Here is a 21829-nt window from a genome sequence, read left to right on the forward strand (position 1 = left end):
CCCCTCGGCTCAACCGGAGGCGGCCGGACCGACCAGCCCGGCCGCCTCCTCCGCACACCCCCACGCCACCGTCACGCCCGCCCCGCCGTGCCCGTAGTTGTGCACCAACACCCGTCCGTCCGGCAGGACTTCACGCTCCAGCCGGACCGCGTGCCGCGCCGGCCGCAGCCCCACCCGGTGCTCCAGCACCCGCGCCCCCGCGATCTCCGGCCGCAGCGCCGCACACCGCCGTACGATCGCCTCGGCCACCGCCGGATCCGGCGTCGTCGACCACGTGTCCTCGTCGGCGGTGCCGCCCAGCAGGAGCCTGCCGGGCTGCGGGAAGAAGTACGCCATCTCCCCGTCCGTTCCGGTGGTGACGAGCCAGGTGCGGATCCCGGGGTTCTCGACGACGACCAACTGCCCGCGTACCGGACGTACGGAGGCGTCCGGCACCAACTCCCGAGCCCCCAGCCCCGTGCAGTTGACCACCACCGGCCCCTCGACCTCCGCCACGTCGGTCACCGTCCGCTCTTCGACCACTCCGCCCGCCGCCAGCAGCCGCTCCCGCAGCCACGGCAGATGAGTCGACATGTCGATGAGCGGCAGTCGTGCCCACAGCCCTGACCCGGCGTACTCCTCGGGCGTCGAGGCCCGCAGCCCCGGGAGCAGGGCGACCGCCCACGTCACGTCGTCGTCCAGGTCGGTTTCACCCAGTACGCCCTCGACCATGCGTACGCCGGTCGTATCGGGCCGCGCCGCCAACTCCTCGTAGAGGGTGAGGGATCGCAGCGCCCACGCGCGCGCCGCCCGGACCGGTTTGATCCGGTACGGCCACCACAGCGCCCCCGCAACGGCCGAGGTCGTCCGCTCGACGGGATCCCGCGTCCACACCCGCACCCGTACACCGCGCTCGGCGAGAACGACGGCCGTCGTCAGCCCGATGACCCCGCCGCCGACCACGATGACATCGTTGTTCCGTGTGCTCTCCACGCGGGGACGTTAGCGGAATGTGTCATGCCGTGCTCAGAGAGCTCCCACTCTGGGGATACTCACAGCATGTCTGCCGAGTACGCGACCTTCGGCCTGGCACCGGCGATGCGTGCCGGTGGAGTTCTCGCCAACGGTGACTACCAGGTTCACCGGGACTTCGTGGACTTCATCGTCGAAGGACGCCCGCTGCTGTTCCAGCTCTCCGACCTCGACGCCGTCTCCCCGCTCGCCTCCGACGTCCCACCCGCGATCTTCGCCGAACAGGTCCGCGGCCTCCTCCTGGAGGCGGATCCACCGCTTCCGGACGGCCGCTACATCATCTACGGCTGCCCCGAGTGCGCGGACCTGGCCTGCGGCGCGGTCACCGCGATCATCGAGCGGGACGGCCAACAAGGGGAGGACTACATCTGGCGGGACTTCGCCTGGCAGACCGCCGAGCACGCCGACCTGGAACTCAACGGCTACCACGGCATAGGGCCCTTCCGCTTCCGGGGCGCCGAGTACCGCGAGGCTCTGGGGGCCCTGCTCGACGGCCCCTCCCGGGGCACGCGCCGCCGGGTCCTGCTGATCGGCGCCCGGGTCGCCCTGCTCGCCAAACTCGCCGCCGCCCTGCGCACCATCGGCATCGGCGCCGACATCGCCCACGACGCGAACGGCGTCCACGCCGACGAACTGCGCGGCTACGGCGCGGTCGCCTTCGGCCGTGCGGTCACCCAGGAGGAACGTGCCGCCGTACGCCGCTCCTTCGAGCAGGCCGGCGTCGAGGTGGCGTACGTCGAGGGCCTCGCGCCGATCGTCCCCCTCCTCGTGGCCCAGATCGAAAACGCCCTGGACCGCAGCCCGGTGGAGCTGCGCCGGCTGACCCGGCTGGTGGCGGCCGACGGCGAGGCGGGCGTCGAGGTCACCTCGCTCTGCCGGGTCCGCCTGACCGCGTACCGCCTCGATCGCCTCTACCGCACCCATGCCCACGAGGTCTTCGACGGCGTCCTCGAACCGGGCCGCCATCGCATCGCTCTGGAGGCCAGGGCGGTGAAGGGGGAGGCCTTCGTGGTGGCGCGGACGGCGGGGAGTGTGCTGGTGGAGGCCATGGCGCGCTGAAACGCCGAGGCGGAGAGCGTGCGGCGGCCGTTAGGATCGGCGTCCTGATGACTGCCACTCTCGTCGCCAAGAACCTCGCCGCCGGACACGGCGACCGCTCCCTCTTCGCCGGGCTCGACCTCGTCGTCGCGCCCGGCGACGTGATCGGGCTGGTCGGTGCCAACGGTGCGGGCAAGTCCACGCTGCTCAGGATGCTCGCGGGACTGCTCACGCCAGAGCAGGGCGAGCTCAGGCTCTCCCCGCCGACGGCGACCGTCGGCCACCTCCCGCAGGAGCCGGACCGCCGCCCCGGCGAGACCGTTCGTGAGTTCCTGGCCCGCCGCACCGGCGTCGCCGAGGCCCAGCGCGTGATGGACGAGGCCACGCAGGCCCTCGTCGACGGCGCACCCGGCGCCGACGACGCGTACGCGACGAGCCTGGAGCGCTGGCTCGACCTCGGCGGCGCCGACCTGGAGGAGCGCTCGGAGGAGATCGCGGACTCCCTGGGCCTGGCCGTCGACCTGGACCAGCCGATGACGTCCCTGTCCGGCGGCCAGGCGGCCCGCGCCGGTCTCGCCTCCCTCCTCCTGTCCCGCTACGACGTCTTCCTCCTCGACGAGCCGACCAACGACCTCGACCTGGACGGCCTGGAGCGCCTCGAACGCTTCGTCTCCGGCCTCCGAGCCGGCACCGTCGTCGTCAGCCACGACCGCGAGTTCCTCACCCGCACGGTGACCAAGGTGCTCGAACTCGACCTGGCCCAGCAGCAGATCACCCTCTACGGCGGCGGCTACGAGGCCTACCTGGAGGAGCGGGACGTGGCCCGCCGGCACGCCCGCGAGGACTTCGAGGAGTACGCCGACAAGCGCGCCGCCCTCCAGGACCGGGCCCAGATGCAGCGCTCCTGGATGGACAAGGGCGTCAAGAACGCCCGCCGCAAGGCGAACAACGACAACGACAAGATCGGCCGCAAGTTCCGCAGCGAGGCCAGCGAGAAGCAGGCCGCGAAGGCCCGCCAGACCCAGCGCATGATCGAACGGCTCGACGTGGTCGAGGAGCCCCGCAAGGAGTGGGACCTGCGCATGGAGATCGCGTCGGCCCCACGCTCGGGCGCCGTCGTGGCCACCCTGCGGGACGCGGAGGTACGGCGCGGCGACTTCACCTTCGGCCCGGTCACCCTGCAGATCGACTGGGCGGACCGGGTGGCGGTGACCGGGGCGAACGGCGCCGGCAAGTCGACCCTGCTGGGCGCCCTGCTCGGCCGCATCCCGCTGGACGCGGGCCACGCCACCCTCGGCTCCGGCGTCCTGGTCGGCGAGGTCGACCAGGCCCGCAAGCTGTTCCACGGCACCCAGGCCCTGCTCGAAGCGTTCGGGGAGGCGGTCCCGGACACCGAGCCGGCCGAAGTGCGCACCCTGCTGGCCAAGTTCGGCCTCAAGGCGGACCACGTCCTGCGCCCGGCGGCGTCCCTGTCCCCGGGCGAACGCACCCGGGCCGCCCTCGCACTGCTCCAGGGGCGGGGCGTCAACATCCTCGTCCTCGACGAACCGACCAACCACCTGGACCTGCCGGCCATCGAGCAGCTGGAGTCCGCCCTCGACGCCTACGAGGGCACGCTCCTGCTGGTGACGCACGACCGGCGCATGCTGGACGCTGTGCAGGTGACCCGCCGCCTGGAAGTCTCGGCAGGAAAAGTGACGGAGCGTTAGTAACACTCCGGGCGCGCCCGGCTCCCCTCTCACTCACGGAGAACCGCGCCCGGATGAACGGCACCGCCCGGCCCTCGGACTGAACATGATCACGCCGCGGCCGCCACCTGCCCGTGCCCGAAGATCACGACACGCTGTTGTCCTCCGACGCCATGTATGAAGCCCGGCGCTCAAGGGATACGTGCGCTGCTGTGTCAGCGCAGGCGCGTGGCCAGGCTCGGGTAGTCGATGACGAATCCGTCGCCGTCGAACTCCAGGTCACTTCTGAAGGTGCCCGAGGAGTAGCGGACCCGGGTGCCCCGCTCGGTGGGACCGAGGTGGGTGTACGTCTGCTGTGAGGGCTGCACGGCCAGGTCCGGCACCGACACCCACGCCATCAGGAACTCCCGTTCGCCGGGCGCCCGATGGAGGCCGTGTCGCAGCACCGGCATGGTGTTGGTGAGCGGGCACAGACCCAGGTCGCAGTCGAGCGCACCGTCGACGCCCGGCAGCGGCTCGCCGTCCGCGGCCCACCGGCCATGGCCGTCGTGCCGCAGGTCGAGGGTGCGAGTACCGGTCCCGGTCTCTGCCGTGACGCTCAGCCGACGGGTCACGAAGTCTTCGCCCGCCTGGAGTTCGTACGAGATCCAGTACGGCTCCGGCACGATCCCGACCGCCCGTCCATGGGCGTGCAGGGAGCCGTCGGAGAGTTCGGCCCAGGCGGTCTCGTATCCCTTGCTCCCGGTGACGTCCCAGGTGATGACTCGGGAAATGGCCATGCCGATCACTCTAGGTGCGAAAGGGCGCAATACGCCCCTTCACAGGCGCGGGGAACCGCGCGACCAGCCGCAACCGGCCCGCGGTTCCCCATGGCCTTCCCGCCCAAGGCTCAGCGCTTGCCGTTCTTGGGGTTCACCAGCCCCGCCTTGCGCAGCGCGTCGGCCATCGCACTGTTGGCCGGCGGCGCCGCCTGACGCGACCCACCGCCCTGACCGCCGCGGCCGCCACCCTGACGCTGCCCTTGGCCCTGCCCCTGGCTCTGACGCTGCCCCTGCCGCTGCTGGGGCGGGCGCCCACCGCGCTGCCGACGGTCACCGCCGCCGCCCTGCTGCTGCCCCTGCTCGGCCGCCTCGTCGTCCAGCCGCAGCGTGAGCGAGATCCGCTTGCGCGGAATGTCGATGTCGAGGACCTTCACCTTGACGATGTCCCCGGACCTCACGACGTCCCGCGGGTCCTTGACGAACGTCTTCGACATGGCGGACACATGGACCAGACCGTCCTGGTGGACGCCGATGTCCACGAACGCGCCGAAGGCCGCCACGTTCGTGACGACGCCCTCCAGCACCATCCCGGACGACAGGTCGGCGATCTTCTCCACGCCCTCCTTGAAGGTGGCCGTCTTGAAGGCCGGCCGCGGGTCGCGACCCGGCTTCTCCAGCTCCTTGAGGATGTCGGTGACGGTCGGCAAACCGAACGACTCGTCCACGAAGTCACCGGGCTTGAGCGAACGCAGCGTCGCCGTGTTCCCGATGAGCGCGGCCACTTCCTGCCCGGACGTCTTGACCATGCGCCGCACGACCGGGTACGCCTCGGGGTGCACGCTGGACGCGTCCAGCGGGTCGTCGCCGCCGCGGATGCGGAGGAAGCCCGCGCACTGCTCGTAGGCCTTGGGGCCGAGCCGAGCGACGCCCTTGAGCTGCGTACGGGACTTGAACGGTCCGTTGGCGTCGCGGTGGGCCACGATGTTCTCGGCCAGCCCGGCGGTGATGCCGGAGACGCGGGCGAGCAGCGGGGCGGAGGCCGTGTTGACGTCCACGCCCACGCCGTTCACACAGTCCTCCACCACCGCGTCAAGCGAGCGCGACAGCTTCACCTCGGACAGGTCGTGCTGGTACTGGCCGACGCCGATCGACTTGGGGTCGATCTTCACCAGCTCGGCGAGCGGGTCCTGCAGCCGGCGCGCGATCGACACGGCGCCGCGCAGCGACACGTCCATGTCGGGCAGCTCCTGCGAGGCGAACGCGGACGCCGAGTACACGGACGCGCCTGCCTCGGACACCATCACCTTGGTGAGGTTCAGCTCCGGGTGCTTGGCGATGAGTTCACCGGCGAGCTTGTCGGTCTCGCGGGACGCCGTGCCGTTGCCGATCGCGATCAGGTCGACCGCGTGCTCCTTCGACAGGCGGGCCAGCTTGGCGATCGCCTCGTCCCACTTGTTGGCGGGCACGTGCGGGTGGATGACGTCCGTGGCCACCACCTTGCCGGTGGCGTCCACGACGGCGACCTTCACGCCCGTACGGAATCCGGGGTCCAGGCCCAGCGTCCCGCGGGTGCCGGCCGGAGCGGCGAGCAGCAGGTCGCGCAGGTTGGTCGCGAACACCTGGACGGCCTCGTCCTCGGCCGCCGTGCGCAGCCGCAGCCGCAGGTCGATGCCGAGGTGCACGAGGATGCGGGTGCGCCAGGCCCAACGGACCGTGTCCGTCAGCCACTTGTCGCCCGGGCGCCCGCGGTCGGCGATCTGGAACCTGTGGGCGACGATCCCCTCGTACGACGAGGGCCCGTCCGTCGCCTCCTCCGGCTCCAGGACGAGGTCGAGGACCTCCTCCTTCTCCCCGCGCAGCATCGCGAGGATGCGGTGCGAGGGCAGCTCGGTGTACGGCTCGGCGAAGTCGAAGTAGTCGGCGAACTTGGCGCCCGCCTCCTCCTTGCCGTCCCGCACCTTCGCGGCGAGGCGGCCGCGCACCCACATGCGCTCGCGCAGCTCGCCGATCAGGTCCGCGTCCTCCGAGAACCGCTCGGTCAGGATCGCCCGGGCGCCGTCGAGGGCGGCCTGCGGATCGGCGACGCCCTTGTCGGCGTCGACGAACGCGGCGGCGGCCGCGAGCGGTTCGACGGTCGGGTCATTGAGCAGGCCTTCGGCCAGCGGCTCGAGACCGGCCTCACGCGCGATCTGCGCCTTGGTGCGCCGCTTGGGCTTGTACGGGAGGTAGATGTCCTCCAGACGCGCCTTCGTCTCGGCGCCCCGGATCTGCGCTTCCAGCTCCTCGGTGAGCTTTCCCTGCTCGCGCACGGACGTCAGGATCGCCGCCCGCCGCTCCTCCAGCTCGCGCAGATACCGCAGCCGCTCCTCGAGCGTGCGCAGCTGCGCATCGTCGAGCATCTCGGTCGCTTCCTTGCGGTAACGGGCGATGAAGGGCACTGTCGAACCGCCGTCGAGCAGCTCCACGGCAGCCTTCACCTGCCGCTCCCGCACGCCGAGCTCCTCGGCGATCCTGCCTTCGATGGATCCCACGTTGATGGATCCGCTGGACCCGGGTGTCGTCACGATCCCCTACCGCCTTCTCACTGAGGTTGCGCGGCAATTGTGGCAGGTGGCACCGACAATCGGGGATCAGGGCGGCACCCGGGCGGGCCGGGGCGGAATCAGGCCCTGCGGCCGCCCGCGGAGTCGGAGGCCCCGCCGAAGAGCCGGGCCAGAGCCCGGAAGGGCAGGGTGACGACGGTGGCGATCGCGCCACCGATCTGGCGCAGGACGTCGGCTATCGCACGGAACACGAACTTCCCCTTTCCTCTCCCGGCCGCGGTGACCGGCAAGGATCCGGGTACCTCAGCTGTGGCGGAGCAATCTTCAGCCCTTGCCGATCAGGCCGGCGGGGAAAGCGCCCGCGACGGCCGCTGCCCGCGCGAACCCTGCCCCCAGCTCCGTCAGACGAGCGACGCCCTCGGCGCCCAAGTGCTCGTACGGCGCCCGGTCCAGCCGGTCCGTCTCCGCCTCGATCTCCGCCCGCAGCGCGACACCCCGCTCAGTCAACTCGCCCGCCGCGTCCAGCAGCCCGCGCTCCCGCAGTCGCCCCGCCGCAGCGTCCCACTCCTCCTGGCTCCAGCCGCGGCTGCCGAACACCCACTTCGGCGCCATGCCCTTCCCGGTCGCGGTATGGCTCACCATGGCCTCCAGCCCGTCGAGCTCCGCCGACATCAGGACAGCGAGATGTCCGTCGCCCCGGTGCTCGCGCAGCAGCGTGGCCGCGTGGAAGTACGCCAGGTGCGGCTCCTCGGGGACGGGCAGGTCGGCATACGCGGAGTACAGCGGCCGGGCCGGGCGCCCACAGGCCTCGGCGGCGCGCAGCGCCAGCCGTGCCGCCTCGGCCATCTCCCCGGACGCGACGGTCTCCTCGCCCAGCAGGCGGCGCAGGGTCGCGTCGACGGCACGCGCGCGTGCGTCCAGGATCTGCCCGGGTGTGGCGGTCTCCCACACGGCGGGCACGAACCGTGCCACCAGCTCGTACTTGTAGTTGTAGAACGTCGCCGCCACCGTGCCCGCCCCGACCGGCCCCAGGGCGGCCGCCCGTGTGGCGAAGTTGACGGCCCTCGGGTGTGTGATGCCGACGGCGCCCATTTCCCTGCCCAGGTCGGGCGAGAAGTAGTACGTCGCGTGCAGGGAGTTGAGGGCGTTGTGGCAGCGGCGGCCGGCGTACGGATCGATGGCGGCAGTAGTCATGACCGGAAGGTTACCGACTGGTTGGTACGGACTCCAGGGGGTCGCGGGACCGGCAGGACCGGGTGGCAGGAAAGGTGGGGTCCTCGTCATTGCGGCCATCGGGCGGACCGCCAAGAATCGAGCGTATGCAAACAGTCCTGGTCGTCCTCTTCGACGACGTGCAGAGCCTCGACGTCACGGGCCCGGTGGAGGTCTTCAACGGCGCCGGGCTGCACTGCCCGGGGACGTACCGCATCCGCACCGTCAGCCGGGACGGCCGGGCTGTGCGCACCTCCAGCGGCCTCACCCTGGTCCCGGACCACTCCTTCGCGGACGCCCCGCCCGCGCACATCCTGCTGGTCCCGGGCGGTGCGGGCACCCGGCGCCCCGACCCGGGCCTGCTGGCCTGGCTGCGGGAGAACGGCCCGCGGGCCGAGCGCCTCGTCTCGGTGTGCACCGGAGCACTCCTGCTCGCCGAGGCGGGCCTGCTGGACGGCCGCCGGGTGACGAGCCACTGGTCGGTGTGCGAGAAACTCGCCCGCGACCACCCGGCCGTGGAGGTGGACCCGGACCCCATCTTCATCCGTGACGGACAGCTCGCCACCTCGGCCGGTGTCACGTCCGGCATCGACCTCGCCCTCGCGCTCGTCGAGGAGGACGTCGGCCGCGAGATCGCCCTCTCCATCGCCCGCCATCTGGTCGTCTTCCTGCGGCGACCGGGAAACCAGGCCCAGTTCAGCGCACAGCTCGCGGCACAGACGGCGCAGCGGGAACCGTTGCGCCAAGTCCAGCAGTGGATCACCGAACACCCAGGCGCGGACCTGTCGGTGGACGTGCTCGCGGCCCGCGCCCGGCTCTCGCCCCGCCACTTCGCCCGGGCCTTCCAGACCGAGACCGGCATGACGCCGGGCCGCTACGTCGACCGCGTCCGTCTGGAGCACGCCCGCCGTCTGATCGAGGACACCTCCGACGGGATCGAGGAGATCTCCCGCACCTGCGGCTACGGCACCCCGGAGGCGATGCGCCGCGCCTTCCTGCGGATGCTCGGCGCGGCGCCCGCCGAATACCGGCGCCGATTCCGCCCGGCGCCCACCCGATGAGCACCGCTCACTCACTGAGCACCGCCCACCGAACGGGGAACCCATGCAGTTCGCGATCGTCCTCTACGACGGCTTCACCGCCCTCGACGCCGTCGGACCGTACGAGACCCTCGGCCGTCTGCCCGACTCCGAGACCGTGTTCGTCGCCGAGCGGACCGGCCCGGTCCGTACCGACAGCGGGAACCTCGCGCTCACCGCCGACCGGACCCTGGACGAGGTGCCGAACCCCGACGTCGTGGTCGTCCCCGGCGGCCCGGGACAGACCGCGCAGATGGACAACAAGGCGCTGCTCGACTGGATCCGCGTCGCCGACGCCACGAGCGCCTGGACGACCTCGGTGTGCACCGGCTCGCTGCTGCTGGCCGCCGCGGGGCTCCTGGACGGCCGCCGGGCGACCTCGCACTGGCTGGCCCTCGACGAACTGAGGAAGTTCGGCGTCGAGCCCACGGGCGAGCGGGTCGTCACCGACGGCAAGTACGTCACCGCGGCCGGTGTCTCCTCCGGCATCGACATGGGGCTCGCGCTGCTCGGCCGGATCTCGGGCGATGTGGTCGCCCAGGCCGTACAGCTGGGCATCGAGTACGACCCGGAGCCGCCCTACGACGCGGGATCCCCGAAGAAGGCGCCCGCGGACGTCGTCGAGCTGATCCGATCGAGGAGCCGGTTCATCCTCGGCCCGGAACCGACCACGTGAATCGCGGCTGACGGCGCTCCAGGAAGGCGGCGACGCCCTCGGCGGTGTCGCCGCTGCCGCGCGCCTGCTCCGTCCAGTACGCGTCCCTGTCGCCGCGCCCGCTCGCGAACTCCTTAGCCGCGGCCTGGGTGAGCTGCGAGCGGGACACCAGGATCCGGGTGAACTCCGCGACCCGCTTGGCGAGTGCCCCCTCGGGCAGCACCTCGTCCAGCAGGCCGGTGCGCAGCGCCCGCCCGGCGTCGATCAACTCGCCGGAGAACAGCAGGTACTTCGCGGTAGCCGGGCCCACCAGCGACACCAGCCGCCGGGTGGAGGACGCCGGATACACGATCCCGAGCTTCGCCGGGGTCACCCCGAAACGCGACCCCTCCTCGGCGAACCGCAGGTCGCAGGCGGCCGCCAGCTGGGACCCGCCGCCGACACAGTGCCCGCGGACCGCGGCCAGCGTCGGCTTCGGAAAGGCGGCAAGGGCCTCCTCGGCACGCACCGCGAGCGTCTGCGCCTCCTCCGGCGACCCTCGCAGGGTGGAGATGTCGGCCCCGGCGCAGAAGGTCCCGCCCTCCCCGGTCAGCACCAGCGCCCGTACGCCCGGGTCGGCCGCGAGGGAGTCGAGCAGCGGCGGCAGGGCGGCCCACATCGCGGCCGTCATGGCGTTGCGCTTGGCCGGGTGGTGGATGACGACGGTGGCGACCGCGTCGGTGACGCCGTGCAACAGCTGGGGCTCCATGAGCCGGATGCTAGCCGCACTCCGCGAACCCACGATCAAGGAGTCGCTCCGGGCCTGCGGATCACGACGACCCGCCGGATGAACCGGACGAGAAGGCGGCCAACCCGTACAACCCGTACAACCCGAATAGTTCGCGAAGGCGGCTGAAGGGGGACAGGAGTAGTCCCACAACTGACCGTGTCATACGCCAACGGTCATAAGTGCTCGATACCTGCTGACTTCTGTTCAGTCATCCGGGGCGGAGCGGGTCGTTATCAACACTCGACGTGTGGTGACAATCGAGCGCAAGGGTGGCGACCGGACGATGGACAACCACGGGCGCGGGTCCGGCCCACGCCCAGCAGGTGACGCCGACGCCGACGATCGCCGTGACCCGGGGCCCGCGGACCCGCTGCCGTACGAAGGTGTCTGGCGGTTCACCGCTCCCGCCGTCGACGCCTCTGTCCCGCAGGCGCGGCACGCCGTACGGGACCTGCTGTACCGCCAAGGTGTGCCCGTCTCCGACGACCTCGTCCACGGTCTGCTGCTGATCGTCTCGGAACTGGTCACGAACGCCGTCAGGCACGCGGCGCTGCTGTCGCCGGTACTCGCCGTGGAGGTCGCCGTCGGCGCCGAGTGGGTGCGGGTGTCCGTGGAGGACAACCACCCCTACCGCCCCACCGCCCTGGAGGCCGACCACGGCCAGACCGGCGGGCGAGGACTGCTCCTGGTGAGCGAGGTCACCCGGGAGGCGGGCGGGGTGTGCGACGTCGAGCACACGTCGAGCGGCGGCAAGGTGATCTGGGCCGCCCTGCCGCTCAAGCCCGTACGGGTGCCCTGAAGGGGATCACCAGCCGGCCGACGGGCCGGTCAGCTCCTTGACCGCCGGACGGGCGGCGTCCAGCACGGTCATGAACCAGGACGAGAACGTGTCCTTCGCATGCCGCTCGGCCAGTTCCTCGGGGGTCACGAAGGCCGTCGCGCCGACCTCATCCGGGTCCGGACGCAGCGCGGACTGCACCAGCCCGACGAACAGGTGGTTGTACTCCTGCTCGACCAGGCCCGACTCCGGGTCGGGGTGGTTGTAGCGCACGGTGCCCGCCTCGGCGAGCAGCGAGGGCGACACACCCAGCTCCTCGTACGTCCTCCGGGCGGCTGCCGCGAAGGGCGCCTCGCCGGGGTAGGGGTGGCCGCAGCAGGTGTTGGACCACACGCCGGGGGAGTGGTACTTGCCCTGCGCCCGCTGCTGCAGCAGCAACCGCCCGCGCTCGTCGAAGAGGAAGACGGAGAAGGCACGGTGCAGCTGCCCCGGCGGCTGGTGGGCGGCGAGCTTCTCCGCGGTGCCGATCGTGACGCCGTCCTCGTCGACCAGTTCCAGCAAAATCGCGTCTGCGGTGCCGTTCGACGGACTGTGCGTCGCGGTGGCAGGTGTGATCGGCATACCCATCCTTCACATCGGTCTTCGCGCCCCAAGTGTGCCGCACGAATCCGGCACTCCCGGCACTTCACGGCACGCCCGCATGTCCCGCGCGGGGGCGCGGGCCGCGGCCGTCACCGGTCACATGCCGGAAGAGGGGCCCGGTAGTTGATCGTGCCCGGTGGGATCGGCGGGGAACCGTCCGGGCAGCGCTGTGAGGCTTAACGACGCAAGGTCGCGCCGGAGGGCTGCATTCCGGCCAGGGGGGCGCCTCATCTGCCTCAATGACACACCTTCGCCTCGTGCTCGGCGTGCCCGCCCGGTTCCAGCTGGAAGGTGCAGTGCGCCACGTCGAAGTGGTCGCCCAGGCACCCCTGGAGTTCGTGGAGCATCTTCTCGTGGCCGATCGCGCTGAGGACGTCGGAGTGGACGACCACGTGCGCGGACAGCACCGGCATGCCGGAGGTGATCGTCCAGGCATGCAGGTCGTGTACGTCCTCGACGCCGTCCAGTGCCAGGATGTGCGCCCGTACGTCCGCCATGTCGACGCCCCTGGGGGCCGCCTCCAGCAGGACGTCCAGGGTCTCGCGCAGCAGCTTGAACGTACGTGGCACGATCATCAGGCCGATGACCAGCGACGCGATCGGGTCGGCGGTCTGCCAGCCGGTGGCGAGGATCACCAGTGCCGAGATGATCACCGCGAGCGAGCCGAGCGCGTCCGCGGCCACCTCCAGGAACGCGCCGCGCACGTTCAGGCTCTCCGACTGGCCGCGTACCAACAGCGTGAGCGAGATCATGTTGGCGACCAGACCGATCAGACCGAACACGATGGTCAGCCCGCCCTCGGTGTCGGCGGGCGTGACGAACCGCTGGACCGCCTCGTACAGGACGTAGCCGCCGACCCCGAGCAGCAGCAGGCAGTTGGCGAGCGCGGCGAGGATCTCGGCGCGGGCGTAGCCGAAGGTGCGGTTATCGGTCGGGGGGCGGTTGGCGAAGTGGATGGCGAACAGGGCCATACCGAGGCCGAGCGCGTCGGTCGCCATGTGGGCGGCGTCCGCGATCAGCGCGAGCGAGTCCGCGAGCAGACCGCCGACGATCTCGACGACCATGACGCCGAGCGTGATCGACAGCGCGACACGCAGCCGCCCGCGGTACGCGGCCGCAGCCGTGCCGGTGGGCGGCGCATGTCCGTGCCCATGCCCGTGATCGTGCCCAGCCCCCATGAAGCCGCCCTCCAGTGTTCCGCCCGGGATCACAGTGAACTACGGGCGGGGGGTAGTGGGCAACGCGGCACTGAACACCGTTGTCATGTGCCCTGACCTGCGGAAACGATATGCAGGTCAGGGCGCCCTCAGTTCCCTTGCCGTGGCGTCACCGGCCTCGGTGTCACCGGCCGTGGTGCAGCAGCCAGCCCCGCCACGCCGAATCGACCATCTCGCGCACCCCGCGCCGGGCGGCCCAGCCCAGCTCCTCGGCGGCCCGGGCGGCGGAGGCGACCGCGCGGGGCGCGTCCCCCGGGCGGCGTGCCTCGACGAGGGGCGGTCGGCGGTCGCCGCTGACCTCGCCGATGACGGAGATCAGCTCGCGGACGGAGACGCCCTCGCCGCGGCCGATGTTCACCGTGAGGTCACCACCGCGGTCGGCGAGCCGCCGGGCCGCCGCCAGATGGGCCTCGGCCAGGTCGGCGACATGGATGTAGTCGCGGACGCAGGTGCCGTCCGGCGTCGGATAGTCGTCGCCGAAGATCCTGGGGGCCTCGTCCCGGGTGAGCCGGTCGAAGACCATGGGGACGATGTTGAAGACGCCCGTGTCGGCGAGCTCGGGCGCGGCCGCCCCCGCCACGTTGAAGTAGCGCAGGCAGACCGTCGAGATGCCGTGCGCCCGGCCCGTCGCCCGGACCAGCCACTCGCCGGTGAGCTTGGTCTCGCCGTACGGGTTCACCGGCGCGCACGGGGTGTCCTCCGTGATCAGGTCGACGTCCGGGTTGCCGTACACGGCCGCCGACGAGGAGAACAGGAACTTCCTGATCCCGGCCTCCGCGACCGTCTCGAGGAGCGTGGCGAGACCGCCGACGTTCTCCCGGTAGTAGCGGGTGGGCTGCGCCACGGACTCGGCGACCTGCTTGCGCGCCGCGAGGTGGACGACGCCACTCACCCCGTACTCGGCGAGGACTCGCTTCAGCAGGTCACCGTCGTGCGACGAGCCCTCGACGAGCGGGATGCCCGCCGGCAGCCGTGCGGGGAACCCGGCCGAGAGGTCGTCGAGCGCTACAACGTTCTCCCCGGCGTCGGTCATGGCCCGCACCACATGGGCCCCTATGTATCCCGCTCCGCCTGTGATCAGCCATGTCATGGTCGCCCACCCTATGTCCGGGCCGCACGCCGTTCCCCAATGTCCTGGATGCCTGATGTGGGCACCGCGGTTTGTGGGCGGGACCCCGAATAACCGATGATGATCGCGGCAAAGGCCAGTGGAGGCGGCGTTGATCGGCCCGTGAACGGGCGGTGAACGGCACCCTCCGGGCATCCGATAGCCTCTGCCGACATGCCGCCCGACCGGTGCAGCCAACGGGGCGCCCCCACCATGCACATGACCGGCGCCAGCGCGTCGGCACCCAGGGAGTGAGTTCGGTTGTCGACCGCCATCCTCACCGGTCAGCCGGTCCCCGGATCGTCGATCGAGGGTGATCTGCGGTCCCTCGGCTTCGACGTACGGGTCGCAGCCGACGCCGCCGACGCCGAGACCCTCCTCGCCCAGGTTCCGGGTGACCAGCGGGTCGCCGTGGTCGACGCCCGCTTCGTGGGCCACCTGCACGCACTGCGCCTCGGTCTCACCGACCCCCGCTTCCCGCTCGCCGCGATCCCGGGCGCCGTCACGGCCCAGGCGCCCGGCCGCCAGGCCCTGACCCGCGCGATGGCCCGCGACAACTCCGCGGGCGGCGGTACGGCGGTCGCCGTGGACAGCCTCGCCGACCGCATGGTCACCGCCCTCGACGCCGACGGCGCCGGCGTCCACCGCCCCGAGCTGGGCAGCCTGGTCGCCGAGGTCCCGGCCGACCCGCAGGCCCGCAACGAGGCACGGCAGGCCGTCGCGAACGTCGACGACGAGGCCGTACGCCTGAAGTCGGCCGTGAAGTCCCGCGACGGCTTCTTCACCACGTTCTGCATCAGCCCGTACTCGCGCTACCTCGCCCGCTGGTGCGCCCGCCGGGGCCTGACCCCGAACCAGGTCACCACCGCCTCCCTGCTCACCGCTCTGATCGCGGCGGGCTGCGCGGCCACCGGCACCCGCGTCGGTTTCGTCGCGGCCGGGATCCTGCTGATCTGCTCGTTCGTCCTGGACTGCACCGACGGCCAGCTCGCCCGCTACTCCCTGCAGTACTCCACGCTCGGCGCCTGGCTCGACGCCACCTTCGACCGCGCCAAGGAGTACGCCTACTACGCGGGCCTCGCCCTGGGAGCGGCCCGCGGCGGCGGCAGTGACGACGTATGGGCGCTTGCTCTCGGCGCCATGATCCTGCAGACCTGCCGGCACGTCGTCGACTTCTCCTTCAACGAGGCGAACCACGACGCCACCGCCAACACCAGTCCCACCGCGGCCCTCTCCGACAAGCTGGACAGCGTCGGCTGGACGGTGTGGGTACGGCGCATGATCGTGCTCCCGATCGGCGAGCGCTGGGCGATGATCGCGGTCCTCACCGCCGTCACGACCCCGCGCATCACCTTCTACGTCCTGCTCGTCGGCTGCGCCTTCGCGGCGACGTACACCACGGCCGGGCGGGTGCTGCGCTCGCTGACGCGCAGGGCGCAGCGCACGGACCGGGCGGCGCAGGCGCTGGCGGACCTCGCGGACAACGGCCCGCTCGCCTCCCTCGTGGCGCGTGCCACCCGCGCCCGCCTCGGTGCCCCGCTGCTCGTCGCGGCGGCCGGCACGGCGGTCCTCGCCGTGTCCCTCTTCTCCGGGGTGACCTGGGCGCCCGTCGCGGGCGCCGTCGTCTACACCGTCACCGCCGGTCAGGCCCTGTACCGCCCCCTCAAGGGCGCCCTGGACTGGCTGGTCCCGCCGCTGTTCCGGTTCGCCGAATACGGCACCGTCCTGGTCCTCGCGGCCAAAGCGGACGTGAACGGCGCCCTTCCTGCGGCTTTCGGGCTGGTGGCTGCCGTCGCCTACCATCACTACGACACGGTGTACCGCATCCGCGGCAACGCCGGAGCGCCCCCGGCCTGGCTGGTGCGCGCCATCGGGGGGCACGACGGGCGGACGCTGCTCGTCACCGTTCTGGCCGCGGTCCTCACCGCCTCGCAGTTCAAGGTCGCGCTCACGGCGCTGGCCGTGGCCGTCGCCCTGCTGGTGCTCGTCGAGAGCATCCGCTTCTGGGTGTCCGCTGGGGCGCCCGCCGTACACGATGAAGGAGAACCCGCATGATCGGCCTCGTGCTGGCGGCCGGCGCCGGACGGCGTCTGCGCCCCTACACCGACAGCCTTCCCAAGGCTCTGGTGCCGGTGGGCCCCGCGGGCATAGAGGGCGAACCCACGGTTCTCGACCTGACGCTCGGCAACTTCGCCGAGATCGGGCTGACCGAGGTCGCGATCATCGTCGGCTACCGCAAGGAGGCCGTGTACGAGCGCAAGGCCGCCCTGGAGCAGAAGTACGGTCTCAAGCTCACCCTCATCGACAACGACAAGGCCGAGGAGTGGAACAACGCCTACTCCCTGTGGTGCGGCCGTGACGCCCTCAAGGACGGCGTGATCCTCGCCAACGGCGACACCGTCCACCCGGTCTCCGTCGAGCGGACGCTGCTCGCCGCCCGCGGCGACGGCAAGAAGATCATCCTCGCCCTCGACACCGTGAAGTCGCTGGCGGACGAGGAGATGAAGGTCGTCGTCGACGCCGAGAAGGGCATGACGAAGATCACGAAGCTGATGGACCCCGCCGAGGCGACCGGCGAGTACATCGGCGTCACCCTCATCGAGGGCGACGCCGCCCCCGAACTGGCAGACGCCCTGAAGGCGGTCTGGGAGACCGACCCGCAGCAGTTCTACGAGCACGGGTACCAGGAACTGGTGAACCGCGGCTTCCGGATCGATGTGGCGCCGATCGGCGACGTCAAGTGGGTCGAGATCGACAACCACGACGACCTCGCCAAGGGACGGGAGATCGCGTGCCAGTACTGACCCGGCTCATCCCTTCACCCGTCGTCGTGGACATCCGCCCGGGTGCCCTCGACGATCTCGCGTGTGTGCTGGCCGACGAGCGGATCTCGCAGTCGGGCAAGCTCGCCATCGCCGTCAGCGGCGGTTCCGGTGCCCGGCTGCGTCAGCGGCTGGAGCCGACGTTGCCCGGCGCCACCTGGTTCGAGGTCGGCGGCGGCACCCTCGACGACGCCATCCGCCTGGCCGGCGACATGAAGGCCGGGCACTACGACGCGGTCGTGGGACTCGGCGGCGGCAAGATCATCGACTGCGCCAAGTTCGCCGCGGCGCGCGTGGGCCTGCCGCTGGTCGCCGTACCGACGAACCTCGCGCACGACGGCCTGTGCTCGCCGGTCGCGACGCTCGACAACGACGCGGGCCGCGGTTCCTACGGTGTGCCCAACCCGATAGCGGCCGTCATCGACCTCGACGTGATCCGTGAGGCCCCGGTGCGGTTCGTGCGCGCGGGTATCGGCGACGCGATCTCCAACATCAACTCGATCGCGGACTGGGAGCTCGCCAACCGCGTCAAGGGCGAGAAGATCGACGGGCTCGCGGCCGCGATGGCCCGCCAGGCGGGCGAGGCGGTGCTACGGCACCCGGGCGGGGTCGGGGACAACGACTTCCTCCAGGTGCTCGCCGAGGCGCTGGTCCTCACGGGTGTCGCGATGTCGATCTCGGGTGACTCGCGCCCCGCCTCCGGCTCCTGCCACGAGATCAACCACGCCTTCGACCTGCTCTACCCCAAGCGCGCCGCAAGCCACGGCGAGCAGTGCGGCCTCGGCGCCGCCTTCGCGATGTACCTGCGCGGAGCCCACGAGGAGTCGGCCTACATGGCCGAGGTGCTGCGCCGGCACGGGCTTCCGGTGCTGCCGGAGGAGATCGGATTCACGGTGGACGAGTTCGTCCGCGCCGTGGAGTTCGCTCCGCAGACCCGGCCCGGCCGCTACACGATCCTCGAACACCTCGACCTGAAAACCGACCAGATCAAGGACACCTACGCCGACTATGTCAAGGCCATCGGTAGCTGAACTCCGCCCGGTCGTCCACCCCGCAGGGGTCAAGGACCGGCGCAGCGGTGAGCACTGGATGGGACGCCTCTACATGCGTGAGGTGTCCCTGCGGGTCGACCGCTACCTGGTGAACACCAGGGTCACGCCCAACCAGCTCACGTACCTGATGACCGTGTTCGGTGTGCTCGCGGCCCCGGCACTGCTGGTGCCGGGGATCCCGGGTGCCGTGCTCGGTGTGGTCTGTGTCCAGATGTATCTGCTGCTGGACTGCGTCGACGGCGAGATCGCGCGCTGGAAGAAGCAGTACTCCCTGAACGGCGTCTACCTGGACCGGGTCGGCGCCTACCTCACCGACGCCGCCGTCCTCGTCGGCTTCGGGCTGCGCGCCGCCGACCTGTGGGGCAGCGGCCGTATCGACTGGCTGTGGGCCTTCCTCGGCACCCTGGCCGCGCTCGGCGCGATCCTGATCAAGGCCGAGACCGACCTGGTCGGCGTCGCCCGGCACCAGGGCGGGCTGCCGCCGGTCAAGGAGGCCGCCGCCGAGATGCGCACCTCCGGCATGGCGCTGGCCCGCCGCGCCGCCGCCGCGTTCAAGTTCCACCGGCTGATCCTCGGCATAGAGGCGTCGCTGCTCATCCTGGTCCTGGCCATTGCCGACCAGCTCCGCGGCGACCTGTTCTTCTCCAGGCTCGGCGTCGCGGTGCTGGCCGGCATCGCACTCCTGCAGACCCTGCTGCACCTGGTGTCGATCCTCGCGTCGAGCAGGCTGAAGTGAGGGCCACGAAGGTCGGCGCGGTGATCATCACCATGGGTAACCGCCCCGACGAGCTCCGCGCCCTCCTCGACTCGGTCGCCAAGCAGGACGGCGACCGCGTCGAGGTCGTCGTGGTCGGCAACGGCTCGCCGGTCCCGGACGTCCCCGCGGGTGTCCGCACCGTCGAGCTGCCAGAGAACCTCGGCATCCCCGGGGGCCGCAACGTCGGCATAGAGGCCTTCGGTCCCAGCGGCCGCGACGTCGACGTGTTGATGTTCCTCGACGACGACGGACTCCTCGCGGGCCATGACACCGCCGAGCTGTGCCGCCGGGCCTTCGAGACCGACCACGAGCTCGGCATCATCAGCTTCCGCATCGCCGACCCCGAGACGGGGGTCACTCAGCGCCGCCACGTCCCGCGGCTGCGCGCGGCCGACCCGATGCGCTCCTCGCGGGTCACCACCTTCCTCGGCGGCGCCAACGCCGTCCGCACCCAGGTCTTCGCCGAAGTCGGCGGCCTCCCGGACGAATTCTTCTACGCCCACGAGGAAACCGACCTGGCATGGCGGGCTCTCGACGCGGGCTGGATGATCGACTACCGGTCCGACATGGTGCTGTACCACCCCACGACCGCGCCCTCGCGGCACGCGGTCTACCACCGCATGGTCGCCCGCAATCGCGTCTGGCTGGCCCGCCGCAACCTCCCCGCGCTCCTCGTCCCGGTCTACCTCGGGGTCTGGATGCTGCTCACCCTCGTCCGCCGCCCCTCGCGGCCCGCCCTCAGGGCGTGGTTCGGCGGGTTCCGCGAAGGCTGGACCACCTCGTGCGGACCGCGCAGGCCCATGAAGTGGCGTACGGTGTGGCGGCTGACCCGACTGGGCCGGCCCCCGGTGATCTGACAAGCTCGTTCCTGTTCACGAGTTCTTGCCCTTGCCCGCACGGGCTGCGCATCCCGAAGACGAAAGTTTCCACCAGTGAGTGAGTCAACGCACGACGGCACGGTCGCCCTGAGCGTGGCCGTATCGCCCGACGAGGGCCTCGCGGCGGAACAGCTCGCCGCGAAGTACGGGCTGACCGTGAGCGGCGCCCGGCCGTCCCTCGTCGAGTACGTCCGCCAGCTCTGGGACCGGCGTCACTTCATCCTCGCCTTCTCGCGGGCGAAGCTGACCGCTCAGTACAGCCAGGCCAAGCTCGGCCAGCTCTGGCAGGTGGCGACCCCGCTGCTGAACGCGGCCGTCTACTTCTTCATCTTCGGCGTCATCCTGAACGCCAGCCGAGGCATGTCGAAGGACGTCTACATCCCGTTCCTGGTCACCGGCGTCTTCGTGTTCACCTTCACCCAGAGCTCGGTGATGGCCGGCGTACGGGCGATCTCCGGCAACCTCGGCTTGGTCCGCGCGCTGCACTTCCCGCGCGCCTCGCTGCCGATCTCCTTCGCGCTGCAGCAACTCCAGCAACTGCTGTTCTCGATGATCGTGCTGTTCGCCGTGGCGATCGGCTTCGGCAGCATCCCGGACCTGTCCTGGCTGCTGATCGTGCCGGTGCTCGCGCTGCAGTTCCTGTTCAACACCGGCCTGGCGCTGATCATGGCCCGCGCGGGCGCCAAGACCCCGGACCTGGCCCAGCTCATGCCCTTCATCATGCGTACGTGGATGTACGCGTCCGGCGTGATGTTCTCGATCCCCATCATGCTGGCCGACAAGCCGCAGTGGGTGGCGACCGTCCTGCAGTGGAATCCGGCCACCATCTACATGGACCTGATGCGCTTCTCGCTCATCGAGGACTATGGCGCCGAGAACCTTCCCGATCACGTCTGGGCCGCCGCGGGCGGCTGGGCCGCGCTGTGCGCCCTCGGCGGCTTCGTGTACTTCTGGAAGGCGGAGGAGAGGTACGGCCGTGGCTGAGCAGAACCCCGAGCAACCGCAGGGCGAGCGAAGCGGGATGGGGGTCTCCCCGGACGGAGTCCGGGGGAGGATCCCCACCGTCATCGCCGACGAGCTGCACATCGTCTACCGCGTCCATGGCGCGAAGACCGGCAAGGGCAGTGCCACCGCCGCCCTCAGCCGCATCATCAAGCGAGGCTCCGACGATGCGGCGCGCGGCGTGCGCAAAGTGCACGCGGTCAAGGGCGTCTCCTTCGTCTCCTACCGCGGCGAGGCCGTCGGCCTGATCGGCTCCAACGGTTCCGGCAAGTCGACTCTGCTGCGCGCCATCGCCGGTCTGCTCCCCGCGGAGAAGGGGCGCGTCTACACCAACGGCCAGCCCTCGCTGCTGGGCGTGAACGCGGCCCTGATGAACGACCTGACCGGCGAGCGGAACGTCATATTGGGCGGGCTCGCCATGGGAATGTCCCGCGAGCAGGTCAGGGAGCGCTACCAGGAGATCGTCGACTTCTCGGGCATCAACGAGAAGGGCGACTTCATCACCCTCCCGATGCGCACCTACTCCTCCGGCATGGCGGCCCGTCTGCGCTTTTCCATCGCCGCCGCCAAGGACCACGACGTCCTGATGATCGACGAGGCGCTGGCCACCGGCGACCGCAAGTTCCAGAAGCGCTCCGAGGAACGCATCCGCGAGCTGCGCAAGGAGGCCGGCACGGTCTTTCTCGTCAGTCACAACAACAAGTCGATCCGCGATACCTGCGACCGCGTCCTGTGGCTGGAACGCGGCGAGCTGCGCATGGACGGGCCTACCGAAGAGGTCCTCAAGGAGTACGAGAAGTTCACGGGCAAGTAGTCC

21 protein-coding genes are annotated in these 21829 nt (G+C 71.0%); 12 read left to right on the plus strand and 9 right to left on the minus strand.

All coding sequences use genetic code 11. The features are described from left to right. Window positions 1-9: 9 nt before the first annotated feature. On the minus strand, window positions 10-972 hold the full coding sequence (locus ACYUED_RS40325) for an FAD-dependent oxidoreductase (protein ID WP_491289357.1): 963 nt from the start codon (window positions 970-972) through the stop codon (window positions 10-12). A gap of 66 nt (window positions 973-1038) precedes the next feature. On the opposite strand from ACYUED_RS40325, the gene ACYUED_RS40330 reads away from it, so the two are divergent. Together ACYUED_RS40330 and ACYUED_RS40335 are read left to right on the plus strand one after the other, a co-directional pair. After that, window positions 1039-2070 (plus strand): oxidoreductase, encoded by a 1032-nt coding sequence (locus tag ACYUED_RS40330; protein WP_491289358.1) that lies wholly within the window; start codon window positions 1039-1041, stop codon window positions 2068-2070. A 47-nt stretch (window positions 2071-2117) separates the two neighbouring features. Then, complete coding sequence (locus tag ACYUED_RS40335; RefSeq protein WP_491289359.1) at window positions 2118-3758, plus strand: ABC-F family ATP-binding cassette domain-containing protein; 1641 nt, start codon at window positions 2118-2120, stop codon at window positions 3756-3758. A gap of 194 nt (window positions 3759-3952) precedes the next feature. Here ACYUED_RS40335 and ACYUED_RS40340 read toward each other — a convergent pair whose 3' ends face one another. The 4 genes from ACYUED_RS40340 to ACYUED_RS40355 form a co-directional block, all read right to left on the minus strand. After that, window positions 3953-4516: a putative glycolipid-binding domain-containing protein gene (locus tag ACYUED_RS40340; protein WP_491289360.1), complete on the minus strand. Its 564-nt coding sequence runs from the start codon at window positions 4514-4516 to the stop codon at window positions 3953-3955. Window positions 4517-4626: 110 nt separating this feature from the next. Then, window positions 4627-7062, minus strand: a complete 2436-nt coding sequence (locus ACYUED_RS40345; RefSeq protein WP_491289361.1) for a Tex family protein — start codon at window positions 7060-7062, stop codon at window positions 4627-4629. A gap of 98 nt (window positions 7063-7160) precedes the next feature. Continuing rightward, complete coding sequence (locus ACYUED_RS40350; RefSeq protein WP_491289362.1) at window positions 7161-7292, minus strand: LPFR motif small protein; 132 nt, start codon at window positions 7290-7292, stop codon at window positions 7161-7163. Window positions 7293-7365: 73 nt separating this feature from the next. Further along, window positions 7366-8235 (minus strand): SCO6745 family protein, encoded by an 870-nt coding sequence (locus ACYUED_RS40355; protein WP_491289363.1) that lies wholly within the window; start codon window positions 8233-8235, stop codon window positions 7366-7368. A gap of 125 nt (window positions 8236-8360) precedes the next feature. On the opposite strand from ACYUED_RS40355, the gene ACYUED_RS40360 reads away from it, so the two are divergent. Continuing rightward, the gene (locus ACYUED_RS40360; RefSeq protein WP_491289364.1) at window positions 8361-9314 is read left to right on the plus strand and encodes a GlxA family transcriptional regulator; all 954 of its coding nucleotides are present in this window, start codon (window positions 8361-8363) and stop codon (window positions 9312-9314) included. Between the two features lie 43 nt (window positions 9315-9357). Then, window positions 9358-10008 (plus strand): DJ-1/PfpI family protein, encoded by a 651-nt coding sequence (locus ACYUED_RS40365; protein ID WP_491289365.1) that lies wholly within the window; start codon window positions 9358-9360, stop codon window positions 10006-10008. Here ACYUED_RS40365 and ACYUED_RS40370 read toward each other — a convergent pair. Then, window positions 9980-10735, minus strand: a complete 756-nt coding sequence (locus ACYUED_RS40370; RefSeq protein ID WP_491289366.1) for an enoyl-CoA hydratase/isomerase family protein — start codon at window positions 10733-10735, stop codon at window positions 9980-9982. The two genes, ACYUED_RS40365 and ACYUED_RS40370, sit on opposite strands and share 29 nt — an antisense overlap. 304 nt (window positions 10736-11039) lie before the next feature. On the opposite strand from ACYUED_RS40370, the gene ACYUED_RS40375 reads away from it, so the two are divergent. After that, window positions 11040-11555, plus strand: a complete 516-nt coding sequence (locus ACYUED_RS40375; protein ID WP_491294652.1) for an ATP-binding protein — start codon at window positions 11040-11042, stop codon at window positions 11553-11555. Between the two features lie 6 nt (window positions 11556-11561). Here the strand turns inward: ACYUED_RS40375 and idi are convergent, their stop codons facing one another. The 3 genes from idi to galE all read right to left on the minus strand — a co-directional run bounded on the left by idi (window position 11562) and on the right by galE (window position 14483). Beyond that, the gene (idi, locus tag ACYUED_RS40380; protein WP_491289367.1) at window positions 11562-12155 is read right to left on the minus strand and encodes an isopentenyl-diphosphate Delta-isomerase; all 594 of its coding nucleotides are present in this window, start codon (window positions 12153-12155) and stop codon (window positions 11562-11564) included. Window positions 12156-12412: 257 nt separating this feature from the next. Further along, the gene (locus ACYUED_RS40385) at window positions 12413-13354 is read right to left on the minus strand and encodes a cation diffusion facilitator family transporter (protein WP_491289368.1); all 942 of its coding nucleotides are present in this window, start codon (window positions 13352-13354) and stop codon (window positions 12413-12415) included. 163 nt (window positions 13355-13517) lie between these two features. After that, window positions 13518-14483, minus strand: coding sequence for a UDP-glucose 4-epimerase GalE (gene galE / locus ACYUED_RS40390; RefSeq protein ID WP_491289369.1), 966 nt, complete (start codon window positions 14481-14483; stop codon window positions 13518-13520). Window positions 14484-14762: 279 nt separating this feature from the next. Between galE and ACYUED_RS40395 the strand changes: the two genes are divergently transcribed. From ACYUED_RS40395 to ACYUED_RS40425, 7 genes are all read left to right on the plus strand, one after another. Further along, window positions 14763-16556 (plus strand): DUF5941 domain-containing protein, encoded by a 1794-nt coding sequence (locus ACYUED_RS40395; protein ID WP_491289370.1) that lies wholly within the window; start codon window positions 14763-14765, stop codon window positions 16554-16556. Then, window positions 16553-17305 carry a phosphocholine cytidylyltransferase family protein gene (locus ACYUED_RS40400; protein WP_266529541.1) on the plus strand — a complete coding sequence of 251 codons (753 nt, stop codon included), beginning with the start codon at window positions 16553-16555 and terminating at the stop codon, window positions 17303-17305. The genes ACYUED_RS40395 and ACYUED_RS40400 overlap by 4 nt, the downstream gene beginning before the upstream one ends. Then, entirely contained in the window at window positions 17293-18354 is a 1062-nt protein-coding gene (locus ACYUED_RS40405) for an iron-containing alcohol dehydrogenase family protein (RefSeq protein ID WP_491289371.1), read from the plus strand. Before ACYUED_RS40400 ends, ACYUED_RS40405 begins: the two co-directional genes overlap by 13 nt. Further along, window positions 18332-19111: a CDP-alcohol phosphatidyltransferase family protein gene (locus ACYUED_RS40410; protein ID WP_491289372.1), complete on the plus strand. Its 780-nt coding sequence runs from the start codon at window positions 18332-18334 to the stop codon at window positions 19109-19111. Before ACYUED_RS40405 ends, ACYUED_RS40410 begins: the two co-directional genes overlap by 23 nt. A gap of 32 nt (window positions 19112-19143) precedes the next feature. Continuing rightward, entirely contained in the window at window positions 19144-19989 is an 846-nt protein-coding gene (locus ACYUED_RS40415) for a glycosyltransferase family 2 protein (RefSeq protein WP_491294654.1), read from the plus strand. 75 nt (window positions 19990-20064) lie between these two features. After that, window positions 20065-20994: an ABC transporter permease gene (locus ACYUED_RS40420; protein WP_491289373.1), complete on the plus strand. Its 930-nt coding sequence runs from the start codon at window positions 20065-20067 to the stop codon at window positions 20992-20994. Between the two features lie 37 nt (window positions 20995-21031). Next, on the plus strand, window positions 21032-21826 hold the full coding sequence (locus tag ACYUED_RS40425; RefSeq protein ID WP_491294655.1) for an ABC transporter ATP-binding protein: 795 nt from the start codon (window positions 21032-21034) through the stop codon (window positions 21824-21826). Window positions 21827-21829 lie beyond the last annotated feature (3 nt).

This window comes from Streptomyces sp. DF42 (assembly GCF_058267695.1).